A 26,010-nucleotide genomic window follows, 5' to 3' on the forward strand; every position below is an offset into this window, starting at 1 on the left:
TTTGCCAGTCGATGAGGTACTCGCCGCCGAGCCTACCAATCTTGTCCGGGATTATCTTGCGCCCGTAGATGTTACCTTCGTTATCCCCGTAGATGACGAAGTCGGAATCGCTACCACTACTGCTGCTAGTGCTGCTACTGCCCCAATCGGCGTCCGCTCCAAACGGGACGTTATCCCAGTCGGCGTCCGTTGGAATCTGTGGGAAGTCATTTCCGGGCGCGTCCAGTGGAATCTGCGGGACGTTATCCCAGTGGGCGGCCTGTTCGGCCGCCGCCGCCGCGTTGGTCGCCTCGGCGTCGGCATAGGAATCCGCACCAGTGACAACGGTGTTGGCAAACTGTTCATGGATCACCGCGGTATGAGCGGCAATCACCTGGTAGAGCTCACCTTGCGCACTAAAGTGCACTGCGTTGAGCGCCGACACCTCGTCGGCGGCCGCCGGCACAATACCGGTCGTCGCGAGGGCGGCCTCAGCATTGCTGGCAACCAGCTGGGCACCAATGCCCTGCAAGTCGCCGGCGGCTGCCGTGAGGGCTGCTGGTTCTACTGTCACAAAAGGATGGGGAAAGGGATGAGACATCTGAGTTTCTCCTCAAATAACCCGAGCAACTGCCCGCGATCGATGATCACCTACCGTTAGCGCGCGCCCCAGTGATTTAGTCACTTGCGCTATGCGCACCGGCGGCTTTGCTGATGCGAACTGCGGCTAATAATGGCCGGCGCGCAACGCCCCCACCAGGGTAAATCCACCAAAACCCTTGCCAATTCGCTGACTCGATGGTGCACAACGCACACACCATGACCGATCAGCCGTCAGCATTCTGCTGATAATCGTTGTGCGCACGTTAGCTTGCAGGCACTGCACCAACACCGGTTTATATGCCTGGACCACCACCTGGCCCCACGCCGAAATGTCCGTAGCGTATGAACTGCCGCATCGGGTCGTCCATTCCCTCATCCAGCCATATCTCTTGCGTTGGCGGACTCCCCGGCGGGTCATACGCTAGGTCCGGCTCCAGCGATAGGTCTGACCCGGGCGGACCCCACGGCAGACTATCCATATAGTCATACATATCTAAGAAATCGTCATAACTGAAATTGCAGAAATCCTGATAGGTGACGTAGGTAAATACCGGGTGTAAGGGCACCGGGTCCGGCTCAGGCAATGGCGGAAGTACCGGCGGGCCATAGGGCTGGGCATACATCTGACGGATTTCCTCAAAATTAAGGCCAGCGGGAAGGTTCGCGATCTCCTCCTGTGGGATCTGCGGAATGTCCGCCGGGTTGGTCTGGTTGGTGGCTTCGGTGGTGACATACGAATCCGCGCCGGTAGCAAGGGTGTCGGCAAGCTGCTGATGCATCACCGCGGCTTGCGCCGCGATCACCTGGTAGAGCTCCCCTTGCGCGCTATAGTGCAGCGCGTTGAGCGCCGACACCTCGTCGGCGGCCGCCGGCACAATACCGGTCGTCGCGCAGGCCGCCGCAGCATTGCTAGCGGCCAGCTGCGCACCGACGCCCTGCAAATCTCCGGTGGCTGCCCCGAGAGCGCCCGGTTCTACCGTCACAAACGGATGGGGAAATGGATGAGACATCAGAGTTCTCCTCAAACAACTGCCAGTGATGATCAAGTACCAGTAGCGCACCCCAGCGATCCGGAAGTCGGCGCTGTGCGCACGGACTACGTTGCTGACGCGAGCCGCCGCCAATGATCATCGGCGCGCAACGACCGCGACAGGGTAAATCTCCTCAAACCACCGCAGCCAAATACCCACAACGGTGCACAGTGCACACACTTGCGGCGGGCTACACCGTGGTGACTCCACGACCGGAAACCTTGATTTGGATTATCACCCGTCTCGCCTGAGCACCTCACATCCCGAAGTGCGTCCGGTGCACCGTCGTGACCGTCTGTGCCGATCCAGTCACCTCGACCTGCGCCGCGCGCTTGCGCCCGAACAGGTACAGCAGCAGCTCGCCAGGCGGACCGCTGAGTCGAGCAGTGGATTGGGCCCTACGAACCGTCATCCACTCGTCGGTCCCCGCCCACCCGATCTCCAAACCCACCCCGCGCAACCTCCGACTCAGGTAGCGAGCGCCGCGACGGACATTTCGCCACAAGGCAGCCTCGAATGCTGGCGTGAGGGTATCGCGAGGGCCCATGCCGTTGGCTCTGCGCACATCCTCGTGGTGGACGAAGAACTCGTTGAGGTTCGCCAGGGAACGGACCCATCCGATGCGGAAGAATCCGGGCGGTGGGCCAGACTGGATCCGCGCGACAAGCCACCCGAATTCTCGCTGCCGGGCGAACTGCACTCTGCGTCGCTCCGCAAACCGTTGGAACGGCCCGGGAAGGACCATGCACGGGCCAACGATGAGATCGCGTTCACGCAGCACGAGATGGGCGGCGAGGTCTTGGGCGGTCCAGCCCTCTATCAGCGTGGGTACGTCAGCACCGAGTTTTCGGAAGAGATCGCACAGCGCAAGGCGCTCCTGGGTATCAAATTGAAGGTCTTCCATATCTCCATGGTGCCAACGCGATTCGGCCTGCGTTCGCGTATCCCCCACTAGATCAACCCGGCACCCGACCCAGGCGCGCTCCGTGACCGTGCTGCGCCAAGGCCCGCAGGAAGAATGTCAGGTTGGCTGGGCGCTCGGCCAGCCGCCGCATGAAATACCCGTACCATTGGGTGCCAAACGGCACGTACACGCGTACCTGGTTGCCGCAGGCTGCCAGCCGTCGCTGCTCGTCGTCACGGATGCCATACAGCATCTGGTATTCGAAATCCCTGGCGTTACGGCCTGATTCGCGCGCCATTCTAGGTAGCGCGCCGATCGCCATCGGGTCGTGGGAGGCCACCATCGGATAACCTGATCCGGCCATCAGCACGCGCAGGCACTGCAGATACGCGTCGGTAATGGCGGCACCGTCACGGTAGGCCACCGCTGCCGGTTCGTCGTAGGCACCCTTGCACAACCGGACTCGCGCTCCAACCGTGGCCAGCTCCGCGCAATCGCGCAGCGTGCGTCGCAAGTAGGCCTGTAAAACCAGGCCCAGCCATCCGAAGTCGACCCTCAGGTCGCCACAGATGGACAGCGTCGAATCGGTGGTGGTGTGGTCTTCGGCGTCCACCGTGACCCAGACGCCGACCCGCTCGGCCCGCTCGCAGATGGTGCGAGCGTTGTCCAAGGCGATCTTCTCGCCGTCGCGATCCAACGCCTGCCCAAGCGCCGAAAGCTTCAGCGATACCTCAAGCGGCCGTATGCCATCGCGTACTGCGTCGGTCCGCCTGCCCAGCGCATCCAGCAGGCGAAGATACGCTCGCACGGTGTCTGCAGCGTCGTCGGCGTCGGTGACATTTTCGCCCAGGTAGTCGATGCTGACATAACGGCCCGAATCTCGCAGCGCCGCAACGATGTCCAACACACCGTCCAGTGTGTCGCCGGGGACAAACCGGCGCACCACCCGGCGGGTGAGCCGCGATCGTTCGACGGTACGGCGCAACCTGTCAGCCCGGCTAGCCGCCAGCATCGCCGGACGCACAGTGTGGGCGAACAGTCCGCCCATCAGTCCGACGCCATGTGCGGGTAGCTGCATTCGGTGGCCGCGACGAACGTCTCTTTGATGGTACGTGCCGACGTCCAGCGCAACAGGTTCAGCGGCGAACCCGCCTTGTCGTTGGTACCCGAGCCTCGCGAACCTCCGAACGGCTGGCGCCCGACCACCGCCCCCGTCGGCTTGTCGTTGACATAGAAGTTGCCCGCGGCAAACCGCAGTCGGTGCTGCGCCGTCAGGACAGCCTGGCGGTCGTCGCCGATGACCGCACCGGTCAGCGCGTAGCGGGACCCGGTATCGATGAGGTCGAGGATCCGCTCGTACTGGTCATCGGGGTAGACGTGCACCGACAGCAGCGGACCGAAGTACTCGGTCGCGAAGGACTCGTCGGTCGGGTCGTCGGATAGCAAGACCGTCGGACGCACGAAATAACCTACGCTATCGTCATATTCGCCGCCCACCGCAATGGTGACAGCGGCCGTGCCTTTCGCCCGTTCAATGGCAGTGACGTTCTTGGCAAAGGCACGTCGGTCGATCAGCGCTCCGCCGTAGTTGGTCAGGTCGGTGACGTCGCCGTAGTGCAGCTCGGCTGCAGTACCCAGGAATTCGTCGCCCATCCGCTGCCACACCGAATGCGCGATGAACGCGCGTGACGCCGCCGAGCATTTCTGGCCCTGGTAGTCGAAGGCTCCGCGAATCAACGCCGCGCACAATACATCCGGGCGCGCCGAGGCGTGGGCAACCACGAAATCCTTCCCACCGGTCTCGCCCACCAGCCGCGGATAGCTGTGGTAGCGCCCGATGTTGGCGCCCACCTGCTGCCACAAATGCTGGAAGGTGGCCGTCGATCCGGTGAAGTGGATGCCCGCCAGCCGCGGATCGGCCAGCGCCACGTCGGAGACCGCGAAACCGTCGCCGGTGACCAGGTTAATCACCCCGGGCGGTAACCCCGCGGCCTCGAGCAGTTGCATGAGCAGATACGCCGACAGGGTCTGGGTGATCGACGGCTTCCACACCACCGTGTTGCCCATCAGCGCCGGCGCGGTCGGCAGATTGCCGGCGATCGAGGTGAAGTTGAACGGCGTGATCGCGTAGACGAAGCCATCCAGCGGGCGGTAGTCGCTGCGGTTCCACTCCCCCGGTCCGCTGATCGGCTGCTGCGCCAGGATCTGCCGCGCGAACGCCACGTTGAACCGCCAGAAGTCGATCAGCTCGCACGGCGCATCGATCTCGGCCTGGTAGACGGACTTGGATTGGCCGAGCATCGTTGCGGCAGCGATCCTTTCCCGCCACGGCCCTGCCAGCAGCTCGGCGGCCCGCAGGAACACCGCAGCCCGCTCGTCGAAAGGCATTGCTGCCCAAGCATTCTTTGCGACCATCGCGGCCTCGATCGCCGCGGCGGCATCCGCGTGCGTGGCGTTGGTCAGGGTGCCCAGCTTCGCAGCGTGCCGGTGCGGCTGGACGACGTCGATCGGCTCTCCGTCACCCATCCGATGCTTACCGGCGATGACATGCGGGAGCTCGATCGGGTGGTCAGCCAGCGCCGCCAGTTCGGTGCGCAACCGGGTGCGTTCCTGGGATTGCGGCGCATAGTCGTGGACTGGCTCGTTGACCGGTGTCGGCACCTGGGTGATCGCGTCCATGCTGCCAGGATCCTCGACGCGGCACCCCATCTTGTTAGCTGATCAGACAAGATAGGACGGGCAATGTAGTAGAATCAGACAATATGCGGGTGGCCGGTGTTGGGCTGGGCCAGCTGCTGCTTGCGTTGGACGCGACCATGGTCAGCCTGGTTGACGCGCCGCGGGGCCTAGACCTTCCGGTGGGCTCGGCGGCGCTGATCGACTCCGATGATGTGCGTCTAGGCCTGGCCGCGGCGACGGGTGCGGCCGACGTGTTCTTCCTGCTGGGCATCCCCCAGCAGGAGCAAGCCGAAGCATTGCGGTGGCTCCACCAGCAAGCACGGCGCGCGCCGGTGGCTATTTTTGTCAAGGAGCCGTCCAACACATTGGTGTCCACGGCGGTCGCGGCCGGATCAGCGGTGGTGGCCGTGGAGCCGCGGGCCCGGTGGGAGCGGCTCTACCAGCTGGTGAACCACGTCTTCGAACATCACCAGCCGTCTTTGGGGGACCGCGGCGACCCCGCGGACGACTCGGGTACCGATCTGTTCGGTTTGGCGCAGTCCCTGGCCGACCGCATCCACGGCATGGTCAGCATCGAAGACGCCCAGTCACATGTCCTCGCCTACTCGGCCTCCAACGACGAAGCCGACGAGCTGCGACGCATGTCCATCCTTGGACGTGCCGGCCCGCCAGAACATTTGGAGTGGATCGGCCAATGGGGCATCTTCGATGCACTCCGGGCCGGCGGCGAAGTAGTGCGCGTCGGCGAGCGCCCGGAATTGGGTCTGCGTCCTAGGCTGGCGATCGGGATCCATCGACCGCCGATCGCGCCGCGGCGACCACCGGTGTTTGCCGGCGCGATCTGGGTGCAGCAAGGCGCACAGCCGTTGGCCGACGACGCCGAAGAGATACTGCGGGGGGCGGCGGTGTTAGCGGCCCGAATCATGTCGCGGCTGGCAGCTACACCCTCCACACACGCGCGGCGGCTGCAGCAACTGCTGGGTCTCGGCGACATGGAGGTTTCGCCAGCCGACACCGCGGCTGTCATCGCCCGCGAACTCGGCCTCGCCGCCGAGGGGAACGCCGCGCTGATCGGCTTCGACGGGGACGCTGAGCACACTGGGAACCGCCATGCGCGACCGGCTGACGTCTTGGCATTGAGCGCCAGCGCTTTTCGCCGTGACGCCCAGGTCGCCTCTCAGGGATCGCGGATCTACGTGCTGTTACCAGACACCACGACGACGCGCTCGGTTACCTCGTGGGTCCGCGGCGCGATCGGGGCACTGCAAACCGAGCTAGGCGTAGCCTTGCGGGCCGCCATCGCCGCGCCCATCGCTGGTTTGTCCGGCGTTGCTGCGGCACGTGTCGAAGTCGACCGCGTGCTCGATAGCGCTGAGCGCCACCCGGTCTCGATTGATCAGGTGACATCCGTGGCCGAAGCGCGGACCACCGTCTTACTCGACGAGATCATCACCTTGATTGGCACCGACGAACGGCTGGTCGACCCGCGGGTGCACGACCTACGGTCGCGGGATCCGATGCTGACCCAGACCCTACGAGCGTACCTGGACAGCTTCGGCGACATCGCCGCTGCCGCGCAGCGGCTGCACGTGCATCCCAACACTGTGCGTTACCGGGTCCGGCGGATTGAGCAGCTGCTGTCGACATCGCTCGCTGATCCTGATGTGCGGCTGCTCTTTTCGCTAGGACTGCGGGTCACGGAGCGTTCGGCTTAGCCGCGATATGCTGTCCCGCACGGCACATAGCGCCCGAGCGTGAAGCTGGCCGCACGTTCGAGCTCCAGCGTGCGGCCAGCTTCACGCTCGAGCGCTCGGACCGCTCGAGTGACGAAGCGCAGTGCCCCGGCGCCAACGCATCGTCTCGCCGACCCCGGCTGAGACGGTAACCTAACGCCCATGCACAACTCGTCCGTCCTCTCCCTCCTGCGCGAACGTGCTGGTCTGCAGCCCGACGATGTCGCGTTCAGCTTCACCGACTACGAGCAGGATTGGGCGGGCGTCCGCGAATCGCTGACCTGGGCGCAGCTGTATCAGCGAACCTTGAACGTTGCGCACGAGCTCAGGCGGCACGGCTCGATGGGAGACCGGGCCGTGATATTGGCTCCCCAGGGTCTGGAGTACATCGTCGCGTTCCTGGGCGCGATGCAGGCCGGCTTTATCGCGGTTCCGCTGTCGGTGCCGCAAGCCGGCTCCCATGACGAACGTGTGGGTGCGGTGCTTGCCGACACCTCGCCCTCGGTCGTCCTGACGACGTCTGCGGTTGCCGAAGCAGTCGCCGACTACGTTCGTCAACCGAACACCGACGCCGTCCCGACGATCATCGAAGTCGATTCACCAAATCTGGACGCCGAGAATCCATCGAGTATTCGGCTCACCGGTGCGCCGAGCACGGCGTACCTGCAGTACACCTCGGGCTCGACCCGCCTGCCAGCCGGAGTCATGATCACGCACCGGAACCTTATGGTGAATTTCCAACAGCTGATGGCTGACTACTTCGCGCCTACCAACGGCGCGGCGCCACCTGATCTCACCATCGTGTCGTGGCTGCCGTTCTACCACGATATGGGCTTGGTTCTCGGCGTCGTCGCACCCATCCTGGGCGGCTGGCGCGGCGAGCTCACAAGTCCCATCGCGTTCCTGCAACGTCCGGCCAGGTGGATCCAAGCGCTGGCCACCAGCAGCCACCCGTTTTCGGGAGGGCCGAACTTCGCCTTCGAATTGGCTGCACGCCGGACATCAGACGCCGATATGGCCGGCCTCGATCTCGGCGCCTGCCAGGGCATCCTCAGCGGCAGTGAACGAGTCCACCCCGCCACGCTCAATCGGTTCTCCGATCGGTTTGCCCCATTCAATTTCCGCGACGACATGCTGCTGCCCTCCTACGGGTTAGCCGAAGGAACTGTCTATGCCGCCAGCCGCCCTAAGGGGGGCTCGCCGGAGGTCGTTTATTTCGAACCCGAGAAGCTGTCGGAAGGCACCGTGGAACGGTGCGACGCACGCAGTGGCGCGCCGCTGCTGAGCTACGGCACGCCGAAGTCGCCGATAGTGCGAATCGTGGATTCCGAGACGTGCCTCGAGTGCCCAGCAGGAACGGTAGGTGAAATCTGGCTACATGGCGACAACGTCGCCGAAGGCTATTGGCATAAACCAGAGGAGACCCAACGTACCTTCGGCGGAACGGTGGCCAACCCCTCGCCGGGCACGCCCGAGGGACCGTGGCTGAGGACCGGAGACCTCGGATTCATTTCCGAGGATGAGCTGTTCATCGTGGGCCGTATGAAAGATCTGCTGATCGTGTATGGGCGCAACCACTACCCCGAGGACATCGAATCGACGGTCCAGCAGATCACCGGTGGTCGGGTCGCGGCGATATCCGTCCCGGTTGATGAGACCGAGAAATTGGTCACCATTATCGAAGTCAAAAAGCGCGGCGATTCCGATGAGGAGGCGATGCAGAAGCTCGCCGCCGTCAAGAACGACGTCACCGCGGCGATATCCAAGGCGCACGGCCTAAACGTCGCGGACCTCGTTCTGGTACCACCGGGGTCGATTCCCACCACGACGAGCGGCAAGATCAGACGGGCCGCCTGTGTCGAGCAGTACCGGCGACAGCAGTTCTCCCGGTTGGACGGCTAAGCGCACCCGCTAGCTGACCACCACGAGTTACCATGTGGATCACTATCCTGGTGATGGCCGTCGCAGTGAGCCTCGAACCGTTCCGGATCGGCATGACGGTACTGATGCTGAACAGACCCAGACCGATGCTGCAACTGCTCGCATTCCTGTGCGGCGGATTCGCGATGGGGATGACCGTGGGTTTCGTTGTGTTGTTCGTCTTTCGCCGCAGACTCATGGCCTCAACACAATTCACGTTGCCCAAGGTGCAAATTCTGATCGGTGTGCTGGCTCTGTTGGTCGCCGCCGTACTGGCCGTGAAGGTCGCCGTCAACCGCGAGCAACCAGCGGAGTCTCCGGTCGATAGCGCTTCGGGCCCGCCGAAACTGTCAAAGTGGGCACCAAGACCGCTCGCAAGACTGTTGAATGGGGGTTCGCTCTGGGTCGCGGGCGTGGCCGGCCTGGGGATCGCGCTGCCGTCTGTGGACTATTTGGCCGCCCTTGCTGTCATTTTGGCCTCCGACGCCGCAGCCACGGCACAAGTCGGGGCACTACTGATGTTCAACGTCGTAGCCTTCGCGCTGATAGAGATCCCGCTCGCCGCCTACCTGCTGGCGCCCGATGCGACGCGGGCATGGATGGCGGCGCTCAACGACTGGATCCGATCACGCCGCCGTCTCGAAGTTGCCACTTTGCTGGCCGGAGTCGGCTGCGTCCTGCTCGCAGTCGGCACAGCTGGGCTGTGAGCGGGTGTCCAAGTTACTGCGCGGCAACCGGCAACCATGCGGTACCGTAAGTACCGTAAACGTCCTTGCATCGCGGCTCGGCGCGCATTGCGGCGCGAAAATCGCTACCATTACGCGGATGCACAGCCCCAGCGGGTTACTCGGGGAGAAGAATACGAGATGAAGCGACTGCTGGCTGCGGCCCTTGCCGCCTTGACCGTGGGTACGGCCGGTGGATTTGGCCCGGCCGTCGCCTCAGCCGAGCCCGGGACACCATGGGAACCATGGCTGCCACCCAGCCCGGTTCCGGTGCGTGAGGACTCGCCCGCCAAAGTCGTCTATGCGCTGGGCGGCGCGAGACCGCCGACCTTTGACTGGGACTACTACACCATCCGGGCCGGCGAGGGTTTCTTTCCGGACATCAAGCGCAAGCTCATCGACTACCCCGCCGGGGCCCCTTTTCGCTATGTGCCGACGTTTTTGGTGCCGGGGCCTCGAGACGAGGTGACTATCGGCGAGGCGATTGCCGTAGCGACGAAAAACCTAAACCAAGCCATTCACCAGGGAACCGAGCCGGGCGCCGTCGTCGGCTTGTCCCAGGGCAGCCTTGCGCTCGACACCGAACAGGCGCGGCTCGCCACTGACCCGACGGCGCCACCACCAGACCAGTTGACGTTCAACACCTTCGGTGATCCGTCGGGATACCAAGGATTCGGCAAGAGCGTGCTTGCCAGCATCTTCCGACCTGGTGACTATATCCCGCTGATCGACTACACGATGCCCCCGCACGTGGACAGCCAGTACGACAGCAACCGAATTGTCGCCGCCTACGATGGGCTGTCCGACTTTCCTGACCGGGCAGACAACCTATTAGCTCAGCTGAATTGCGCCGCCGGGGCAGCAATCTCGCACACCCCATCGGCGTTCCTCAATCCTGGCGATGTGCCCCCGCAGAACATCAAGACCACTGTTAACTCACGGGGCGCCAAGACGACGACGTATTTCATTCCTCTGAATCATCTTCCGTTGACGTTGCCGCTGCGCTACCTTGGCTGGTCCGACGCTTTGGTGGATCAAATCGATGCGGTGCTGCAGCCGAAAATCGATGCCGCGTATGCGTACAACGACAATCCGTTCGACAAGCCGATTTCTGTAGATCCAGTGAACGGTATGGACCCGATCACCAGCATCGACCCGGGGCTCCGCGACAGCATCCTCGATGCCTTCGCCCAGGTTCGCTCGATCCTCCCGCCACCCCCAGGCTGACCTGACTTTTATCAGGCTTTAGTACGCGTCGGCATCGTCAAGTTGTTGACCTAGCGCGGTGCTGTGTAGCATCGTTTTGCGCTGAGCCTACGCAACGTTGAGGAGTTGATACATACTGGTCCGCGGTTTCCGCGGTCAGCTACGAGACGATCGGCTCTTGGTGAGCCAAGTTTGGGCCGGACTACGCCAACCAGCTGCGTCAGTGTCGACCGGCCCCGCCCCGGCGACATACGGCATCTCGACGAGGTCTTTATCAAGATCACCCGGCATGACCTATTACCTATGGCGTGCCGTCGACCAGCACCGTGGCCTACCCGATATGTTCGCTCAGTCGCGACGAAGTGCCAAAGCGGCCAAGCGGTTTTCCACAAACTGCTCACGGGCCCGCGTTATGCGCCGCGGGTGATTATCACCGACAAGCTGGCGAGCTATCAGATCACTCGCCGCGAGCTTCTGGTGTCGGTGACCCAGTGCGCCACTCGAGATACCTGAACAATCGGGCTGAGAACTGCTATCAGCGACCAGGATCCGAGAACTGGTGCAATGCACGGCATTGATGCTCGCATGATTGTCGGCGGTGCAGTTGATCAGTCCGATGCAATTTGCGCGGATTCGTTAATTCACGAAGTGGAGTTGACATGTCATTTCTGAGTACAGCCCCCGAGGCATTGAACGACGCGGCTACGGAGACACGAAAGATTCGTGCTGAGGCGGTTACCGTTGATGCTGCGGCGGCCCCAACGATAACCGCTGTGGTGGCTCCCGCGCCCGATCCGGACTCACAAAGGGCGGCAGAACATCTAGTCCGGCACGCGCAGCAGTATTCGGAGACCATCGCTGCGGCGGCGGCGATTCTTGAGGAGTTTGCGCTCGCCTTGGACGCCGGTGCCGATCAGTATACGGCCACCGAGGCCGACAACGCCAAGACCATGAGCTAAACGAATCACCACAGTCATTACGAACCAGAAGGAACAACCAACAAACGATGCCGTATTTGTCACCGGAGATCATCGCCGACTACATGCGTGTCAGCCCAAATGTTGTCTCAATGGGGCGCGCCTCTCGCCAGTGGAGGTTGTTGCGTGAGGAGATCATGGACCTCGAGTCGAGGTTCAACCGCATGCTGGTCGGTCTAACAGCACAGTGGTCCGGTCCCGTGGGGCTGCAGATGATTGAGGCGGCCAAGCCATTTCTACGATGGCTGAATGACCTCAGCGTCAAGCTCTTTGAGACCAAGGAGCAGATCGCCCGCATCATCGGTGCCTATGCGCATGTATATCACACTGTGGTGCCCACGGCGCGGATCAACGCTAACCGTACGCGGAGGGCGCAGCTACTGGTCAATGACCCGCTCGGGCAAAACGCTGCCGAGATCGCGCAACTCGACGAACAATACCTGCGGTTCTGGGCCCACAACGGTCGGGCGTGGGAAAGGTATAGGTCTGAGTTGTCGGACGCGTTGTCGCAGATAACTCCGTTTCCGCTGCCGCCGCCGATCGCCAACAACACCGAGTCGGTCCAGCCGATTCGTACAGACACGTCGGTCTCTGATTCCTCGGCATCGTCAAGTGGCTGACCTAGCGCGGTACCGACAATTACACCAATACATAAGAAGGCTCAACGGTTCCCGTTCGCAAGATGACCAACCGACTGCCAATCTCGGCACGAAACCACAACCGCCTCAGCGGCATGAAAGACACACTCAGAAATCAGATTTAGCAATCAATCACCTACACACACTGTGCCACAACCATTTTCAAACAACGTTGTGACGCCACGAAGAGGACGAATCAACGGGACAATGACGCCATAAGGTGACAGCATGTACCGTTGGAAGTCGGGAATTTGCACTAGTTTCCCAGATTTGAACTCCTGTGTTTGCTCCCGAGCGCGATCTGGATTCGAAAGCGGCGGCGATTCTTGAGGAGTTTGCGCTCGCCTTGGACGTCAGTGCTGCTCAGTATGCGGCCACCGAGGCTGACAACGTCAAGGCCTTGAGCTAAACAGTCATCACAGTCGTTGCGAGCCAGAAGGAACAACGAACAAACGATGCCGAATCTGCCACCGGAGACCATCGCCAACTACCTGCGTGTCGGCCCGGGTCCTACCTCGATGGGGCGCGCCGCTTGCCAGTGGAGAGTGTTGCGTGCGGAGATCATCGACCTCGAGTCGAGGTTCAACCACATGCTGCTCTCTCTGACAGCACAGTGGTCGGGTCCCATAGCAACGCAGGTGATTGAGGCAGCCAAGGCACTTCTGCGATGGCTGAATGACCTCAGTGTCAAGCTATTTGAGATCAAGGAGCAGATCTTTCGCATCATCTGCGCCTATTTGAATGCGTATCACACTGTGGTGCCCACGGCGCGGATCAACGCTAACCGTACGCGGAGGGCGCAGCTACTGGTCAATGACCCGCTCGGGCAAAACGCTCACGAGATCGCGCAACTCGACGAACAATACCTGCGGTTCTGGGCCCACAACGGTCGGGTGTGGGAAAGGTATAGGTCTGAGTTGTCGGACGCGTTGTCGCAGATAACTCCGTTTCCGCTGCCGCCGCCGATCGCCAACAACACCGGGTTGGTCCAGCCGGTTCGCACGGACACGTCGGTCTTTGATTCGTCGGCATCGTCAAGCGGTTGACCTAGCGCGGTGCTGGCAATTGCACCAACGTATAAGAAGGCTCAACGGTTCCCGTTCGCAAGATGACCAACCGATTGCCAATCTCGGACGAAACCACAGCCGCCGCAGCAGCATGAAAGACGCACTCAGAAACCTGATTTAGCAACAAATCACCTACACCCACTGTGCCACAACTATTTTCAAACAACGTTGTGATGCCACGATGAGGGCGAATCAACGGAACAGTGGCGCCATCTGGTGGCAGCGTGTATTGTGAGAGGTCAGATTCGCAGTAGTTACGCGGATTTTATCTCTTGGGCCCCAACGTGTGTGGCCGATAGCGCAAACCATCGATAGGCGATTAGCCCGGTGCAGTTTGCGCGGATTCGTTAGTCACGAAGTGGAGTTGGTATGTCTTTTCTGACCACAGCCCCTCCGGTATTGACGGAAGCGGCTGCGTACGTGCGAAAAATTTGTGACGAGGCGGCGACCGTCGATGCTGGGGCGGCCCCAACGATAACCGCTGTGGTTGCTCCCGCGCCCGATCCGGACTCGCAAAAGGCGGCAGCGCATCTAGTCCGGTACGCGCAGGAGTTTCGGGAGACCCTCGCTGAGGCGGCGGTGATTCTTGCGGAGTTTGCGTCCGCCTTGGACGCCGCTGCTGCTCAGTATGCGACCGCCGAGGCCGACAGCGCCAAGACCATGGGCTAAACGAGTCATCACAGTTATTACGAGCCAGAAGGAACAACGAACAACAAATGCCGGATCTACGAGCGGAGACCATCACCAACTACACGCGTGTGGGCCCGGGTCCTGCCTCGATGCAGCGCGCCGCCGACGAGTGGGGGTCGTTGAGCGAGGAGCTACTGGACTTCAAGTCGTCATTCAACCAAATGCTCGTCAGTCTGACAGAAGAGTGGTCGGGTCCCGTGGCGATGCAGATGATTGAGGCAACCAAGCCGTTTCTAACGTGGCTGGATGACCTCGGTCAGCAGCTCGTTGAGACACAAAATCAGATCGAGCGCATCATCAGGGGCTATTGGCGTGCACATCGCGATGTGGTGCCCCCAACGGCAATCCGCGGTAACTTAACCCGGCGAGCGCAGCTGCTCAATAACCCGCTCGGGGTAAACACCTACGGAATCACGCTACTCGACCAGCAATACCAGCAGTTCTGCACCCATAACGGTCAGGTGTGGAACAGGTACAGGGCCAGGTTGGCGGATGCGTCGTCGAGGTTGGCTCCGTGGCCGTCGCCACCGTCGATCACCAACAACACCGAGTCGGTCCAGCCGGTTCGCACGGACACATCGGTTTCTGGTTCGTCGGCATCGTCAAGTGGTTGACTAGCGCGGCGCTTAGTTCCTGTTCGCTAGCCCTGCGACAATGCGGGCCGCCCAGCGGCCCGAGGAGGAACAGGGCAATCGAATTCAGCCCTGCGACAATGCGGGCCGCCTAGAAGCAGGGCAACAGGATTCAGCTTCAGCTTTCCGGTGAGGCGTCGGTCACGGCGTCGAACACGGTCTTCGTCGTTGCCGAGTCATCATCGGCTGCGCCCTGTTGCCACGGCCGCGCGGGCCACCAACTCGCCCGTCCCAGCAAAGCGGCCACCGCAGGCACGGTAATAGTGCGGACAATGAAAGTGTCGAGCAAGATTCCGGACCCGAGCACGAAGCCGGCCTGCACGACGGTTCCGATGCTGGCGAACAGCAGACCAAACATCGATGCGGCGAAGATAAGGCCCGCCGCGGTGATGACTCCACCGGTGGAACGTACGGTACGAATGACGCTGGCACGCACGCCGTGTGACGACTCGTCACGCAGCCGCGATGCGAGCAACATGTTGTAGTCCGCACCCACCGCGACCAGCACCACGAACGCCAATCCCGGCACACTCCAATGCAATTGCTGCCGCAATAGCACCTGGAACACCAAGACGCCGAGTCCGAGCGCCGACAGATACGAGACAATCACCGACCCGACGAGGTACAGCGGCGCGACTATCGAGCGCAGCAGTGCCATGAGGATCAAAAGCACAACGATGATCGTGACGATGACGATAAGTCGCAGATCTCGGTCGTAGTAGTCGCGGGTGTCTCGAAGCGTCACGGTATAGCCGGAGAGGTAGATCGACGCGTCGGACAGGGTGGTGTTTGGCTGGGCGCCCTTGGCAACGTTGAGGATCGTGTTGACCTGATCCATGGCCGCGCTGCTGAACGGGTTGAGGTCAGTTTGAATGAAGTACCGCACCGAATGGCCGTCCGGCGAGATGAAAGTCTTAGCGAGTTTTTTGAAATCTTCCGTGTTGAGCAGCTGCGGCGGCATATTGAATCCGGCCATGGACGGTTGTGACGCGTCTTGGCCCATCTCTGTCAAAAAGGCCGACGCCCGGCCCAGACTGGTGCCCATCGTCTTGGTTTGGTCGACGAGCACCGCTACACCGTCGGCGATCTGACGGCCGGCGCTCGCGAGGTCGTTGGTGCCGTTTTGCAAGCCGATCAACTTCGAGCGCATCGCACTCGGATTATCCAGCCCCAAGGAGCGCAGCGACCTATTAACGGCGGTCAGCGTTTTCTCCAGACCGTTGATCGTGGCGCCCACGGTCTGCGCGGACTGCGTGGACCCCAACTGCTTCCACAGGTTAGCGATATTGTCCAGGGTTCCGTCTTCGGATGCGGTGAGCAGCTTGTGGAACTGGGCGCGCGCATCGGCGCAGAGGGGGTTGGTGTCGCACAGCATGCTGGCATCGAGGGCGATGACCACGGCGCCGACCCAGTTGATGTTGTTCATCGAGGCTGAGAAGTTGATCCCCAGCGTGTTGCCCAGGGCACGCATGCTCGAGACAAGCTTGCCGGCGGTGTCGACCTCGCCCAACGTCTTACCGCCACCAAACATCTTCTGCACGGACGCCAGACTGTCGAGCAGCCCATTGATGCCGGCGACGGCCTGGCCGACTTGGGTGCGTACGTCGCCGAGCTTGTCTGCCAACAAGCCAGCGCCCGAGGCCAGTCGGTTCAAGTCTCCGGTGCTTTCGCTGATCATGTGGGACGCACTGCCTAGCTGTTTGCCGACCATGCCCGCCTGATACGTCGCGCTGGTCTCTTCAAGCGGCTTTCCGGTGGGCCGGGTGACCCCGCGGACCAGGGCGATACCCGGAATCTGGCTCACCCGTTGCGCCAGCTCAGCCATGTCGGCAAGGGCACGAGGCGTGCGCAGATCGTGCGGCGATTGGATCAGCAGGTATTCCGGAATCGTCTGGTTGACCGGGAAATGGCGTTCCAGGGCGGCATACCCGACAGAGCTCTGGTCCGAGGCCGGCAACTGCTTGCGATCGTCATAATTGAAGCGAACGAGGCTGGCGCACAGGGCCAGCGCAATCAAAATGACCATGCTCGCGCTTAAGTAGGCCACCGGGCGGCGCACGATCCGCACCCCGGTTCGCCGCCAGAATGCGCCGGCGCGGTCACGCCGCGGTGCGACCCAGCCACGCGGCCCGGCGAGCACCAGGATGGCCGGCATCAGGGTCACCGCGGCCAGGAACGCTACCGCGATCCCAATCGCCAGTGCCGGACCGACTGTGGAGAACACTCCGATTTTGGTAAAGCCCATCCCGAGGAACGTGATGCCTACGGTCGCCGCCGACGCGGCGATCACCTTGCCGAGGGATGTCAGTGCTTGTCGCACGGCGCGACCCGCATCCTGCGCCGAGCCAGAACCCAGCCGGACGTAGTCGTGATAGCGGCTGATGAGGAACACCGCGTAATCGGTTCCCGCACCGGCGATCATCGCAGACAGCAACACGATCATCTGGTTGGACACAGCCAGGCCAGTCAGCACTGAGACGCCGGATACCACGGCCTGCGCGGTCAGCAACGATGCGCCGATCGTGATCAGCGGCAACAACATGGTGATCGGGTTGCGATAGATGATGATCAGGATGATCAGCAACAAGACGGCAATCGCCAGCTCAATCGACGTGCGATCTCGCGCTCCGGCGTCGGTCAAGTCAGCGACGGTGGACGCTGGCCCCGTCAAGTTGGCCTGGAGTGACGATCCGGCTGCGCCTTCCAAGGCCTGTTTCACGATGGCCGCGACGTGTACATACGCCTGGTAGGACGTGGGCGTGCCGAGCTCGCCGGCCAGGCCGACCGGCAGAATCCACGCCTTGCCGTCCTTGCTGGCGAGCAGCTCATGCAACGGCGGCGTGCTGAGGAAGTCCTGCAGCATCACAACGCTTTTGGTGTCCCGCCGCAGCCGATCCACCAGCGTGCGGTACACGGTTTCGTCGGCCGGTCCCAACCCCTTGTCGTCGGTCAGCAGCACGATCAATACGTTTTCCGAGCCGGCCTCGTGGAACGCCTGGGAGATCTTTTTGGCTGCGACGCTCGACGGCGCGTCGGCGGGCAGAATCGCGACGGGATGACGCTGAGTCATCTCCGTCAACGACGGCACCGTCATCGGGAGCACCAGCGCAAGCAGGGCCCAGCAGCCGATCACAACCCACGGCCACCGTGCCACGATGTCGCCTAACCGACCGAAGATGAGTTCACCTCCAATAGCGCCGGCCAGGTGCGACGGGGATCATGCGACATTGCGCCAGTGCCCACTTTCGGCGACGCGCTCGAACACGGACTTCAACGTCTCCAGATAGCGGGCGACCGATTCTTGGGCCTCCGGGTTATCCGGGAACATCACCGCCACCGCGGTCTCCTGCTCAACCCGGATCACGTAGATCGACATCTGATACGAGTAACGACCATCGCTGTAGACACCGATATTGAGGCCGTCCAATCCCGCGGTGAGCAATACCGAAAGCGGCGCGGTGCCCGCGTCAAGGAAGTTGATCACTGGGAAGTTCGGCCGCGGCTTGTGCACCGTCGGCGCCAACTCCACCACCCGGTCATAGGGGACTTCGGCTAAGTCCACGTCGGTGTCGAAGGAACTCTGCGCGGCGCGCGCGGCGTCGCCGAACGATGAGCCAGCGATAGGGACCGTGATCGGAACCAGGCCGGTGAACCAGCCTTGGGTCAACATATCGGTCGGAGTGCGACGGGTGTCGCGCGGGGTGAGCCCGTAATAGGTGTCGGCACCGGTCAATTCGTACTCGGCCAGGCCGCAGCAAGCCAGCACACCACCGACAAAACGAGCGCCGGCGGCGGTACATGCCGCCTCGAATCGATCCGTCTGCTGCTCATTGAGCATGGTCACGGTGACGATGTCGGCCTCAGTGGGCTGCAACGGATCACCAAGTGGCAGCGGGAAATCGGGAAAACTGCCGTCGTTAGGCTCAGCGAACTGGGTCCACGAGCGAATCTGTGGGGACTCCGCAGTAAGCATGGAGGTGAATTGGTGCTGGCGACTGCAGAACTCGTCGTAGCTGCCCGCCTCCGGCAGCTCGAGGGGACCAGCGCCACTGACAAGTGCGCTGTACATCATGTGGAATTCCATCAGCGTCACACCGACGATCATCGCGTCCACGTGGACGTGGTCGATGCTGGCATAAAACGTGAAGTGCTCCTCGGCTTGGATCACCCCGAACTGGAAGCAGCCCCACTCCAGCGGATCTGGTGTGCTCACCGCAAGTTCGCGTATTTGGGCCAACGACAGCTCGCCGTGTTCGACGGGCACGAATTCGATGTCTGCGGGGTCGGATAGCGTGCGTCGGATGATTTCGCCGTCGTCGGTGTACTCGAACCAGCTACGGTAGGTGTCATGGCGGCGAAGGTGCGCGTTGACGATGTAGTTGACCGCACGGATATCACATTGGCCGGGCTGGTCGCAGCTGACAATCATCAGCCGTGAGTAGTCGAGCCCCTTCGCTTTCTGCTCGACATAACCGCGGATGTGCTGCGCCTGCATGTAGGCGACCGGCACCGAACTCACCGGTGCCTGCGACACCTTCTCGCAGGTGGCAGGTGTTGGTTGCCACGAGATGGTCTTACCCGCTCGGGGTGCCCAATCCAGCAGTGTTCCTAGTGTCAACGGCCCGACCCGCAACGTTTTCTCCTTGACTCGAACTCCCCGCTATGCCCCGGTTGGGGCGGCTATCATCCCCCGACGATGTAAGCGCCTGCTATCAACTGGCTGGTGACTCAGCTTCCATAGCTGCCAGCTCTTCGCACAGGTGCTCGGCGAGACCTCGAATTGTGGTGATCTTAGTGGGACTTATGCGTACCCCCGTCTCTGTCTCGATGCGGGTTCGTAATTCTAAATTCCCGAGCGAATCCAGACCATAGTCAGATAGCGGCCGATCGGGGTCAATGGTGCGCCGCAGCAGCAAGCTGATCTGCTCGGACACCAGCCGTCGAATCATGCTGGGCCATTCATCGCGAGGCAATACTTTCAATTCGGCCAGGAACTTGCTTTTGTCTTTTTGGCCTTGGGAAATGGACTGGAACGCCTCGGCGAAGCGGCTGCGTTGCGCAAAGGACGTCAACCACGGCGTTCCCATGATCGGCGCATAGCAGGAGTAGGGGCGGCTGTAGCACAGCAGCGTCTGGAAGACGCGAGCGCCCTCGGCGGGTGCGATCGCTGCGCCGGCCATTTCGGCCAAGGCGGTGGCGAGACCAATCTCACCCCATGCCCCCCAAGCGATCGCGGTGCTCGGAAGGCCCTGCGCCCGGCGCCAATGCGAGAAACCATCCAACCAGCTGTTGGCCGCCGCATATGCACCCTGCCCCGGCGAACCGACCAGCGCGGCGGCCGTCGAGAACGAGCAGAACCAATCCAGCGGCTGTGCGGCTTTTCCTTCTTGCAGGGCTACTTCTTTCAAAGCCACGTGCAGGTTCCACGCGCCGTAGACCTTGGGCGCCCAACAACGGTCGATGAGTTCATCGGTGACGTTGGTCAACGTAGCGTCCTCAACCACCCCCGCTGCATGTAGCACGCCGCGAACCGGCAGCCCCGATTGGGTCGCCACCGCCACCAAGCGGTCAGCAACCCCGGGCTCAGCGATATCACCACACTCCACCTGGATGTCGGCGCCTTTGGCGCGCAGCCGCTCGATTGTCTGCTGCGCTTGGGGATTGGGCGCCGAGCGGGAGTTGAGCACCACCCGTCCGCAGCCCGCGGCGGCCATCTCGGTGCCGAGGAACAGCCCCAGGCCGGTCAACCCGCCAGTGACGATATAGGCGCCGTCGGCCCGAAACGCACGAACCTGCTCCGGGGGCACCACGGCCACACTGGATCCGGTGTGCGGCACGTCCAGCAACACCTTGCCGGTGTGCCTGGCACCAGCGACCAAGCGGACGGCCCCAGCCGCGTCATGAATGGGATAGTGCGTGGTCTGCGGCACCGGCAACACCCCCTCGGCGGTGCGTTGGTACACGGTGGTCAGCAGGCGCCGAACGGTTTCCGGGTGGGTATGCGTCAACAACGCCAAGTCGACCGCGTACAACGACAGGTTGCGGCGGAATGGGAACAATCCGAGTCGAGTGTCTCCGTAGATGTCGCGTTTGCCAATCTCGACGAACCGCCCACCGAAGGCCAACAATTCGATTCCGGCGCGTTGCGCAGCGCCGGGCAGCGAGTTGAGCACGACGTCAACGCCGTACCCCTTGGTGTCACGACGGATCTGTTCGGCGAACTCGAGGCTGCGAGAGTCGTAGACATGCTCAATACCCATGTCGCGCAGCAGCTGTCGCCGCTGCGGACTACCCGCCGTCGCGAAGATCTCGCACCCGGCGGCGCGTGCGATCGCGATCGCCGCCTGTCCGACACCGCCGGTCCCCGAATGAATCAGCACCTTGTCGGTCGACGAGATCCGGGCCAGATCGTGCAGGCCGTACCACGCGGTCGCAGCCACGGTAGGCACGGCCGCGGCCTCTTCCAGCGGCACCTCGGGCGGCAGTGTGACCGCGTGGCGGGCGTCGCAGATCACAAATGTGGTCCAGCAACCGTTGCGGGACATACCGCCGACCCGGTCGCCGACCTTGTGCTCGGTGACACCGGGCCCGACGGCCGACACCACTCCGGCGAAGTCGATACCCAACAGCTGGCGGTAGCCCTCGAAAGTGGGGTACCGGCCGAAGGCGACCAAAACGTCGGCGAAGTTGATGGTGGAGGCGGTGACCGCGACCTCGATCTCTCCCGGTCCCGGCGGTACCCGATCGAAGGCAACGAACTCCAGCGATTCCAAGTCACCCGGGGTCCGAATCTCGAGACGCATGCCGTCTCGTTCGTGCTGCACGACGGCGGTTCGCCGTTCGGCCTGGCTCACCGGACCGGGTCGCAGTCGGGCGGTGTACCACTCGCCGTCCCGCCAGCCGGTCTCGTCCTCATCGGAGCCGCTGTGCAGTTGCCGGGCCACGTGGGTGGCGATCGTCGCGTGGTTGGTTCCGTCGACGTCGATCTGGGTGGCGCTCAAGTACGGGTGTTCGGAGTCAATCACCCGCATCAGCCCGCGCAGCCCGGCCTGTTCCAGGTTGGCCAGATCACCCGTCTTGATGCTGGCGGCGTTTCTGGTCACAACGAAAAGGCGGGGCCGCTCGCCGGGGAGTTCAGAGATCTCGCGGGCGATGGTGACAATGTGGGACACATAGTCCCGGCCGCGCCGCAATGCTGGCGATTCTGCCCCCGCTCCTGCCGCGGCGGCAGGAGGAGCGGTCACCACGACGACGCCGGTGAGCCCCTTGAGGGCCCCGTGACCATCGGCAGGGCTCACGCCGTCGCCGGACAGCAGCGAACGCAGCTGCGCAGTATCTATTTGTCCGAGCGGCAACGGCACCGCGGTGCAATACCCGCCATCGGCGTTTAGGGCATCACCGAGTTGCTTGGCCAACGGATCTTCTAACGTAGCGGGGTCGGATGCGCCGAGCACTAACCAGGACCCGCGCTCGCGCTGCGTCACCTCCGGCAGTTCGCGCGGCTCCCATTCGACGGTAAACAACCGCTCGTCAAGTACTCGATTGGCATGTTCGTGCTCCGAAGCGCCGCCGGCCAGGCGCAGCCCCTCGACCAGCAACAGCACCGTTCCGGACTGGTCCAGAACTTCCAGATCGACTTCACATTCACCGGCTCGCGACGCCGTGACCCGGGTGAGGCAATATTGCGCGTTGCGCATCGAGTGGTAGTTACGCAATCTGCGCACACCTACGGGCAGCAGCAGACCGCCGGCACCCGCCTTTTGCACCTCGGGCGCAACGATGACCGACTGGAAGCAGGCATCCAGCAACGCGGGGTGGCTGGTGTATGCCGATTGCTGCGAGCGAATGGCCCCGGGCAGCGCGACCTCGGCGAGCACCGTGGCGACTTCCACATTGGTCCCGTCGACAGTGTGTACGGCGGCGAGGCCCGAGAAGGCCGGGCCGTACTGAATGCCGACGGCGTCAAAGGCCGTCCGCAAATCGGCGCCTTCCATGCGCGACGGATGGCTGGCGATCAGCGCGTCGATGTTGTGTGCGGGCGGCTGCTGCAGATCCGCTCCAGCCTCTAGGGCGTGCAGGACCGCGCTTGCCCGCCGCACACGTTCGCCTTCCTCATGGGTTTCCACCGCGAACTCGAGGACGCCAGGCGCTGAAACCGTCGCCGCCGACGATGCCATCGTTTCGTCATCCAACAGCAGCGTCTGCTCGAACTTAATGTCGCGAACCTCTGACGCTTCGCCAAGAGTCGCGCGCGCGGCGGCCAAGGCCATCTCACAGTACGCAGCACCGGGAAGCGCGGCCACGTTGTGGATCTGGTGGTCGCCCAGCCATGGGTGTGCCTCGGTACCGACCCCGCCCTGCCACACGTGGCGCTCCGGTTCCTCGAACAGGTGCACATGCGCTCCGAGCAGCGGATGAACGGCCTGGACCGCGGCGCCGTGCGCCGGGTGGTCCGCCGACTCGCGGCTCAGCATCAGCTCCCGGTGGGTCCAGGTAGGCAATGGTGCATCCACCAGGCACCCATCGGGGTACTGGACGGAGAAATCGACCAGGGCGCCGGCGCTGTGCACATCGGCGACGAAGCCACGTAACCCGAACGGCAGCTCCTGCTCTCGGCGCATGGCGGCCAGCGCGCTAATCGGCATGTCGAGACTGGCGGCGTTTTGCTCAATCGCGTAGGTCAGCAGGGGATGCGGCGCCAGCTCCCCGAAGACTCGGAATCCATCCTTGAGTGCCGCCTGCACGGCCGCCGCGAATCGCACCGTGTAGCGCAGGTTTTCCGCCCAGTATTCGCCGGTGAACGACGGCCGCTCACGAGGGTTCCACAGGGTCGCGGAGTAGTACGGGATTTCCGGCTCAGTTGGTTTGAGATCGGCGAGGGCTTCGACCAAGTCGTCAAGGATCGGCTCGACCTGCGGCGTATGCGAAGCGACGTCGACAGCCACCTCACGCGCCATCACGTCCTGCTCCTGCCAGGCGGCCACCAGGTCGCGAATCGCCTGGGTGTCACCACCGACGACGGTCGATGTCGGTGAGGCTACGACGGCCAGCACAACATCCGAGAGCCCGCGAATAGAGAGTTCGGAAAGCACTTGTTGGCCCGGCAGCTCCACCGACGCCATGGCACCGCTACCCGCGACGCGCGACATCAGCCGCGAGCGACGGCAGATGACGCGCAAGCCGTCTTCGAACGACAGTGCGCCCGCAACGACGGCTGCCGCGGCCTCACCGAGCGAATGTCCGATGACAGCACCCGGATACACCCCGTAGGACTTCATCGCGGCGGCCAACGCCACCTGGATTGCGAAGATCGTCGGCTGGACCCGGTTAATACCGGTTACCTTCTCCGCCGCCGTCAGCGCCTCGGTTACCGAAAACCCTGATTCCTCGGCGATCACCGGTTCCATCGCCGCGATAGTCGCGGCGAAAACCGGCTCCTTGGCGAGCAGCTCAGCGCCCATCCCGGCCCACTGTGAACCCTGCCCGGAGAACACCCACACCGGCCCGCGGTCGTCTTGCCCCACGGCGGGCTGATACGGGATCTCACTGCCGGCGATTTCACGCAGTCCCCGGCTGAGCTCAGCAACGCTGCTCGCCGGGACCATCGTCCGCACCGGCCGGTAGCCACGGCGGCGCGACAGGGTGTAGCCCAAATCCCACAGCCCGGCGCGTTTAGTCCGGCTGCCGTGCTCGTCGACCCAATCCGCCAGTCGGGCAGCCGTCGCATGCAGCTGCTCGGCCGATGTGGCCGACACCGCAAACAACAGCGGGCCATCGCCTTTGGCTGCTGCCGGTGATTCCTTAGCTGAATCCCCGGAGGCCGCCGGTGCTTCTTCCAAGATCGCGTGCACGTTGGTGCCCGATATTCCATACGACGACACCGCGGCACGCCGGGGCTGCTCACCATCGACGGGCCAGGTCGTACTGTCTTGCGGCACAAAGAGTTCAGTCGTGATCTCGGCCAGCTGATCGGGCAGCCGGGTGAAGTACAGGTTCTTCGGAACCACGCCATGCTGCAGCGCCAGGATCGCCTTCATCATCCCCAGCGGCCCCGATGTCGACTGCATGTGGCCGAAGTTTGTCTTCACCGATGCCAACGCACAACGTCCCGCGGTCCCGTACACCGCGGCCAAGCTCGCGAATTCGATCGGGTCTCCCACCTGAGTCCCGGTGCCATGCGCTTCGACCAGGCCCACCGTAGCGGGGTCAACGCCAGCCACGGCCAACGCTTTTCGATACACCGCGACTTGCGCTTGCTCCGACGGCGCCGCGATGTTTGGGGTGCGGCCATCCTGGTTGGCCGCGGTGCCGCGCAGCACCGCCAGGATCCGGTCACCGTCACGCTCCGCGTCGGGCAACCGCTTGAGCAACAGCACCACGCAACCCTCGCCGGACACGAATCCGTCGGCCGCGACATCGAAGGCGTGGCAGCGACCGGTGGGCGACAGCATGCCCTGCAGCGAACCCGACACCGACTTCCGCGGTTCCAACGTCACGGCGACACCGCCGGCCAGGGCGAGATCGCTTTCGCCGCCATCCAGGCTGCCGCAGGCCTGGTGTATGGCCGTCAAGCCCGACGAGCACGCGGTGTCCACCGTGACCGCCGGACCATGCAGCCCCAGCGTGTAGGCGACTCGCCCGGACGCGAAGCTGTTACTGGTGGCGGTGAAGCCGTACGGTCCCTCCGCGGCGCCACAATCGGCGGACAGCAGCTCGTAGTCGCCGTGTGTCAGTCCGATAAAGACACCGGTCTGTGATCCAGCCAGCGTCGCCGGGTCAAGGCCCGCATGCTCGATGGCGTCCCACGACGTTTCCAGCAACAGGCGGTGCTGCGGGTCGATCGCGGTGGCCTCACGCTCAGTCATGCCGAAGAAGTCGCAGTCAAAGCCACCAACGTCGTCCAGGAAGGCACCCCATCGCGATACCGACCGGCCAGGCACCCCGGGTTCTGGGTCGTAATACAAATCCGCGTCCCAGCGTTCCTTGGGAATCTCGGTCACCAAGTCGTCGCCGCGCAACAACGCCTCCCACAGGCGTTGCGGAGAGTCGATCCCACCGGGGAGCCGGCAGGCCATACCAATGACAGCAACCGGCGTGACATTTGCGGATCGCAAAGTGCAGTCTCCTCTTAGATAGCCCAATTGGCGCTCGGCAGTCTAGCCACGTAAACACAGGAAAAGAGGCCCCGACACGACTGCGTACCACTATGTACGGCACGTTCGGGCT

16 protein-coding genes and 3 pseudogenes are annotated in these 26,010 nt (G+C 63.0%); 11 read left to right on the forward strand and 8 right to left on the reverse strand.

Going from position 1 to position 26,010, the window contains the following annotated elements:
* Positions 1 to 268: 268 nt before the first annotated feature.
* The 5 genes and pseudogenes from B586_RS22150 to pruA all read right to left on the reverse strand — a co-directional run.
* Positions 269 to 580: pseudogene (locus B586_RS22150) on the reverse strand (PE family protein); the annotation flags it as partial.
* A 712-nt stretch (positions 581 to 1,292) separates the two neighbouring features.
* Positions 1,293 to 1,592 (reverse strand): annotated as a pseudogene (locus B586_RS22155) (PE family protein); the annotation flags it as partial.
* Between the two features lie 277 nt (positions 1,593 to 1,869).
* On the reverse strand, positions 1,870 to 2,517 hold the full coding sequence (locus B586_RS14740) for a TIGR03085 family metal-binding protein (RefSeq protein ID WP_047314964.1): 648 nt from the start codon (positions 2,515 to 2,517) through the stop codon (positions 1,870 to 1,872).
* A 52-nt stretch (positions 2,518 to 2,569) separates the two neighbouring features.
* Complete coding sequence (locus tag B586_RS14745) at positions 2,570 to 3,565, reverse strand: proline dehydrogenase family protein (protein WP_054880892.1); 996 nt, start codon at positions 3,563 to 3,565, stop codon at positions 2,570 to 2,572.
* Positions 3,565 to 5,196, reverse strand: coding sequence for an L-glutamate gamma-semialdehyde dehydrogenase (pruA, locus tag B586_RS14750; protein ID WP_047315017.1), 1,632 nt, complete (start codon positions 5,194 to 5,196; stop codon positions 3,565 to 3,567). Before pruA ends, B586_RS14745 begins: the two co-directional genes overlap by 1 nt.
* 83 nt (positions 5,197 to 5,279) lie before the next feature.
* On the opposite strand from pruA, the gene B586_RS14755 reads away from it, so the two are divergent.
* From B586_RS14755 to B586_RS14795, 11 genes and pseudogenes are all read left to right on the forward strand, one after another.
* Entirely contained in the window at positions 5,280 to 6,911 is a 1,632-nt protein-coding gene (locus tag B586_RS14755; RefSeq protein ID WP_156406795.1) for a PucR family transcriptional regulator, read from the forward strand.
* Between the two features lie 180 nt (positions 6,912 to 7,091).
* A complete protein-coding gene (gene fadD21, locus B586_RS14760) occupies positions 7,092 to 8,831 on the forward strand; it encodes a fatty-acid--AMP ligase FAAL21/FadD21 (protein ID WP_047314965.1) in 1,740 nt (579 codons plus the stop codon).
* A 32-nt stretch (positions 8,832 to 8,863) separates the two neighbouring features.
* Entirely contained in the window at positions 8,864 to 9,556 is a 693-nt protein-coding gene (locus tag B586_RS14765) for a GAP family protein (protein WP_047314966.1), read from the forward strand.
* A gap of 159 nt (positions 9,557 to 9,715) precedes the next feature.
* Positions 9,716 to 10,801: a PE-PPE domain-containing protein gene (locus tag B586_RS14770; protein WP_047314967.1), complete on the forward strand. Its 1,086-nt coding sequence runs from the start codon at positions 9,716 to 9,718 to the stop codon at positions 10,799 to 10,801.
* Between the two features lie 72 nt (positions 10,802 to 10,873).
* A pseudogene (locus tag B586_RS22925) lies at positions 10,874 to 11,319 on the forward strand (IS6 family transposase); the annotation flags it as partial.
* Positions 11,320 to 11,439: 120 nt separating this feature from the next.
* A complete protein-coding gene (locus B586_RS14775) occupies positions 11,440 to 11,739 on the forward strand; it encodes a PE family protein (protein ID WP_054879570.1) in 300 nt (99 codons plus the stop codon).
* Between the two features lie 47 nt (positions 11,740 to 11,786).
* Complete coding sequence (locus B586_RS14780) at positions 11,787 to 12,377, forward strand: PPE family protein (protein ID WP_054879569.1); 591 nt, start codon at positions 11,787 to 11,789, stop codon at positions 12,375 to 12,377.
* 298 nt (positions 12,378 to 12,675) lie between these two features.
* Positions 12,676 to 12,804 (forward strand): hypothetical protein, encoded by a 129-nt coding sequence (locus tag B586_RS22420; RefSeq protein WP_257720466.1) that lies wholly within the window; start codon positions 12,676 to 12,678, stop codon positions 12,802 to 12,804.
* Between the two features lie 46 nt (positions 12,805 to 12,850).
* Positions 12,851 to 13,441, forward strand: coding sequence for a PPE family protein (locus B586_RS14785; protein ID WP_054879568.1), 591 nt, complete (start codon positions 12,851 to 12,853; stop codon positions 13,439 to 13,441).
* 390 nt (positions 13,442 to 13,831) lie between these two features.
* Positions 13,832 to 14,131 carry a PE family protein gene (locus B586_RS14790; protein WP_054879567.1) on the forward strand — a complete coding sequence of 100 codons (300 nt, stop codon included), beginning with the start codon at positions 13,832 to 13,834 and terminating at the stop codon, positions 14,129 to 14,131.
* Positions 14,132 to 14,178: 47 nt separating this feature from the next.
* Positions 14,179 to 14,766 (forward strand): PPE family protein, encoded by a 588-nt coding sequence (locus B586_RS14795; protein WP_054879566.1) that lies wholly within the window; start codon positions 14,179 to 14,181, stop codon positions 14,764 to 14,766.
* 136 nt (positions 14,767 to 14,902) lie between these two features.
* On the opposite strand, the gene B586_RS14800 is transcribed toward B586_RS14795, so the two are convergent.
* From B586_RS14800 to pks2, 3 genes are all read right to left on the reverse strand, one after another.
* Positions 14,903 to 17,938, reverse strand: a complete 3,036-nt coding sequence (locus tag B586_RS14800) for an MMPL/RND family transporter (RefSeq protein ID WP_418001107.1) — start codon at positions 17,936 to 17,938, stop codon at positions 14,903 to 14,905.
* Between the two features lie 63 nt (positions 17,939 to 18,001).
* A complete protein-coding gene (locus B586_RS14805) occupies positions 18,002 to 19,417 on the reverse strand; it encodes a condensation domain-containing protein (protein ID WP_054879564.1) in 1,416 nt (471 codons plus the stop codon).
* Positions 19,418 to 19,496: 79 nt separating this feature from the next.
* Complete coding sequence (gene pks2, locus B586_RS14810; RefSeq protein ID WP_054879563.1) at positions 19,497 to 25,898, reverse strand: sulfolipid-1 biosynthesis phthioceranic/hydroxyphthioceranic acid synthase; 6,402 nt, start codon at positions 25,896 to 25,898, stop codon at positions 19,497 to 19,499.
* Between the last annotated feature and the right edge of the window lie 112 nt (positions 25,899 to 26,010).

The sequence above is a fragment of the Mycobacterium haemophilum DSM 44634 genome (genome assembly GCF_000340435.2).
In the GTDB taxonomy this organism is placed as follows: domain Bacteria; phylum Actinomycetota; class Actinomycetes; order Mycobacteriales; family Mycobacteriaceae; genus Mycobacterium; species Mycobacterium haemophilum.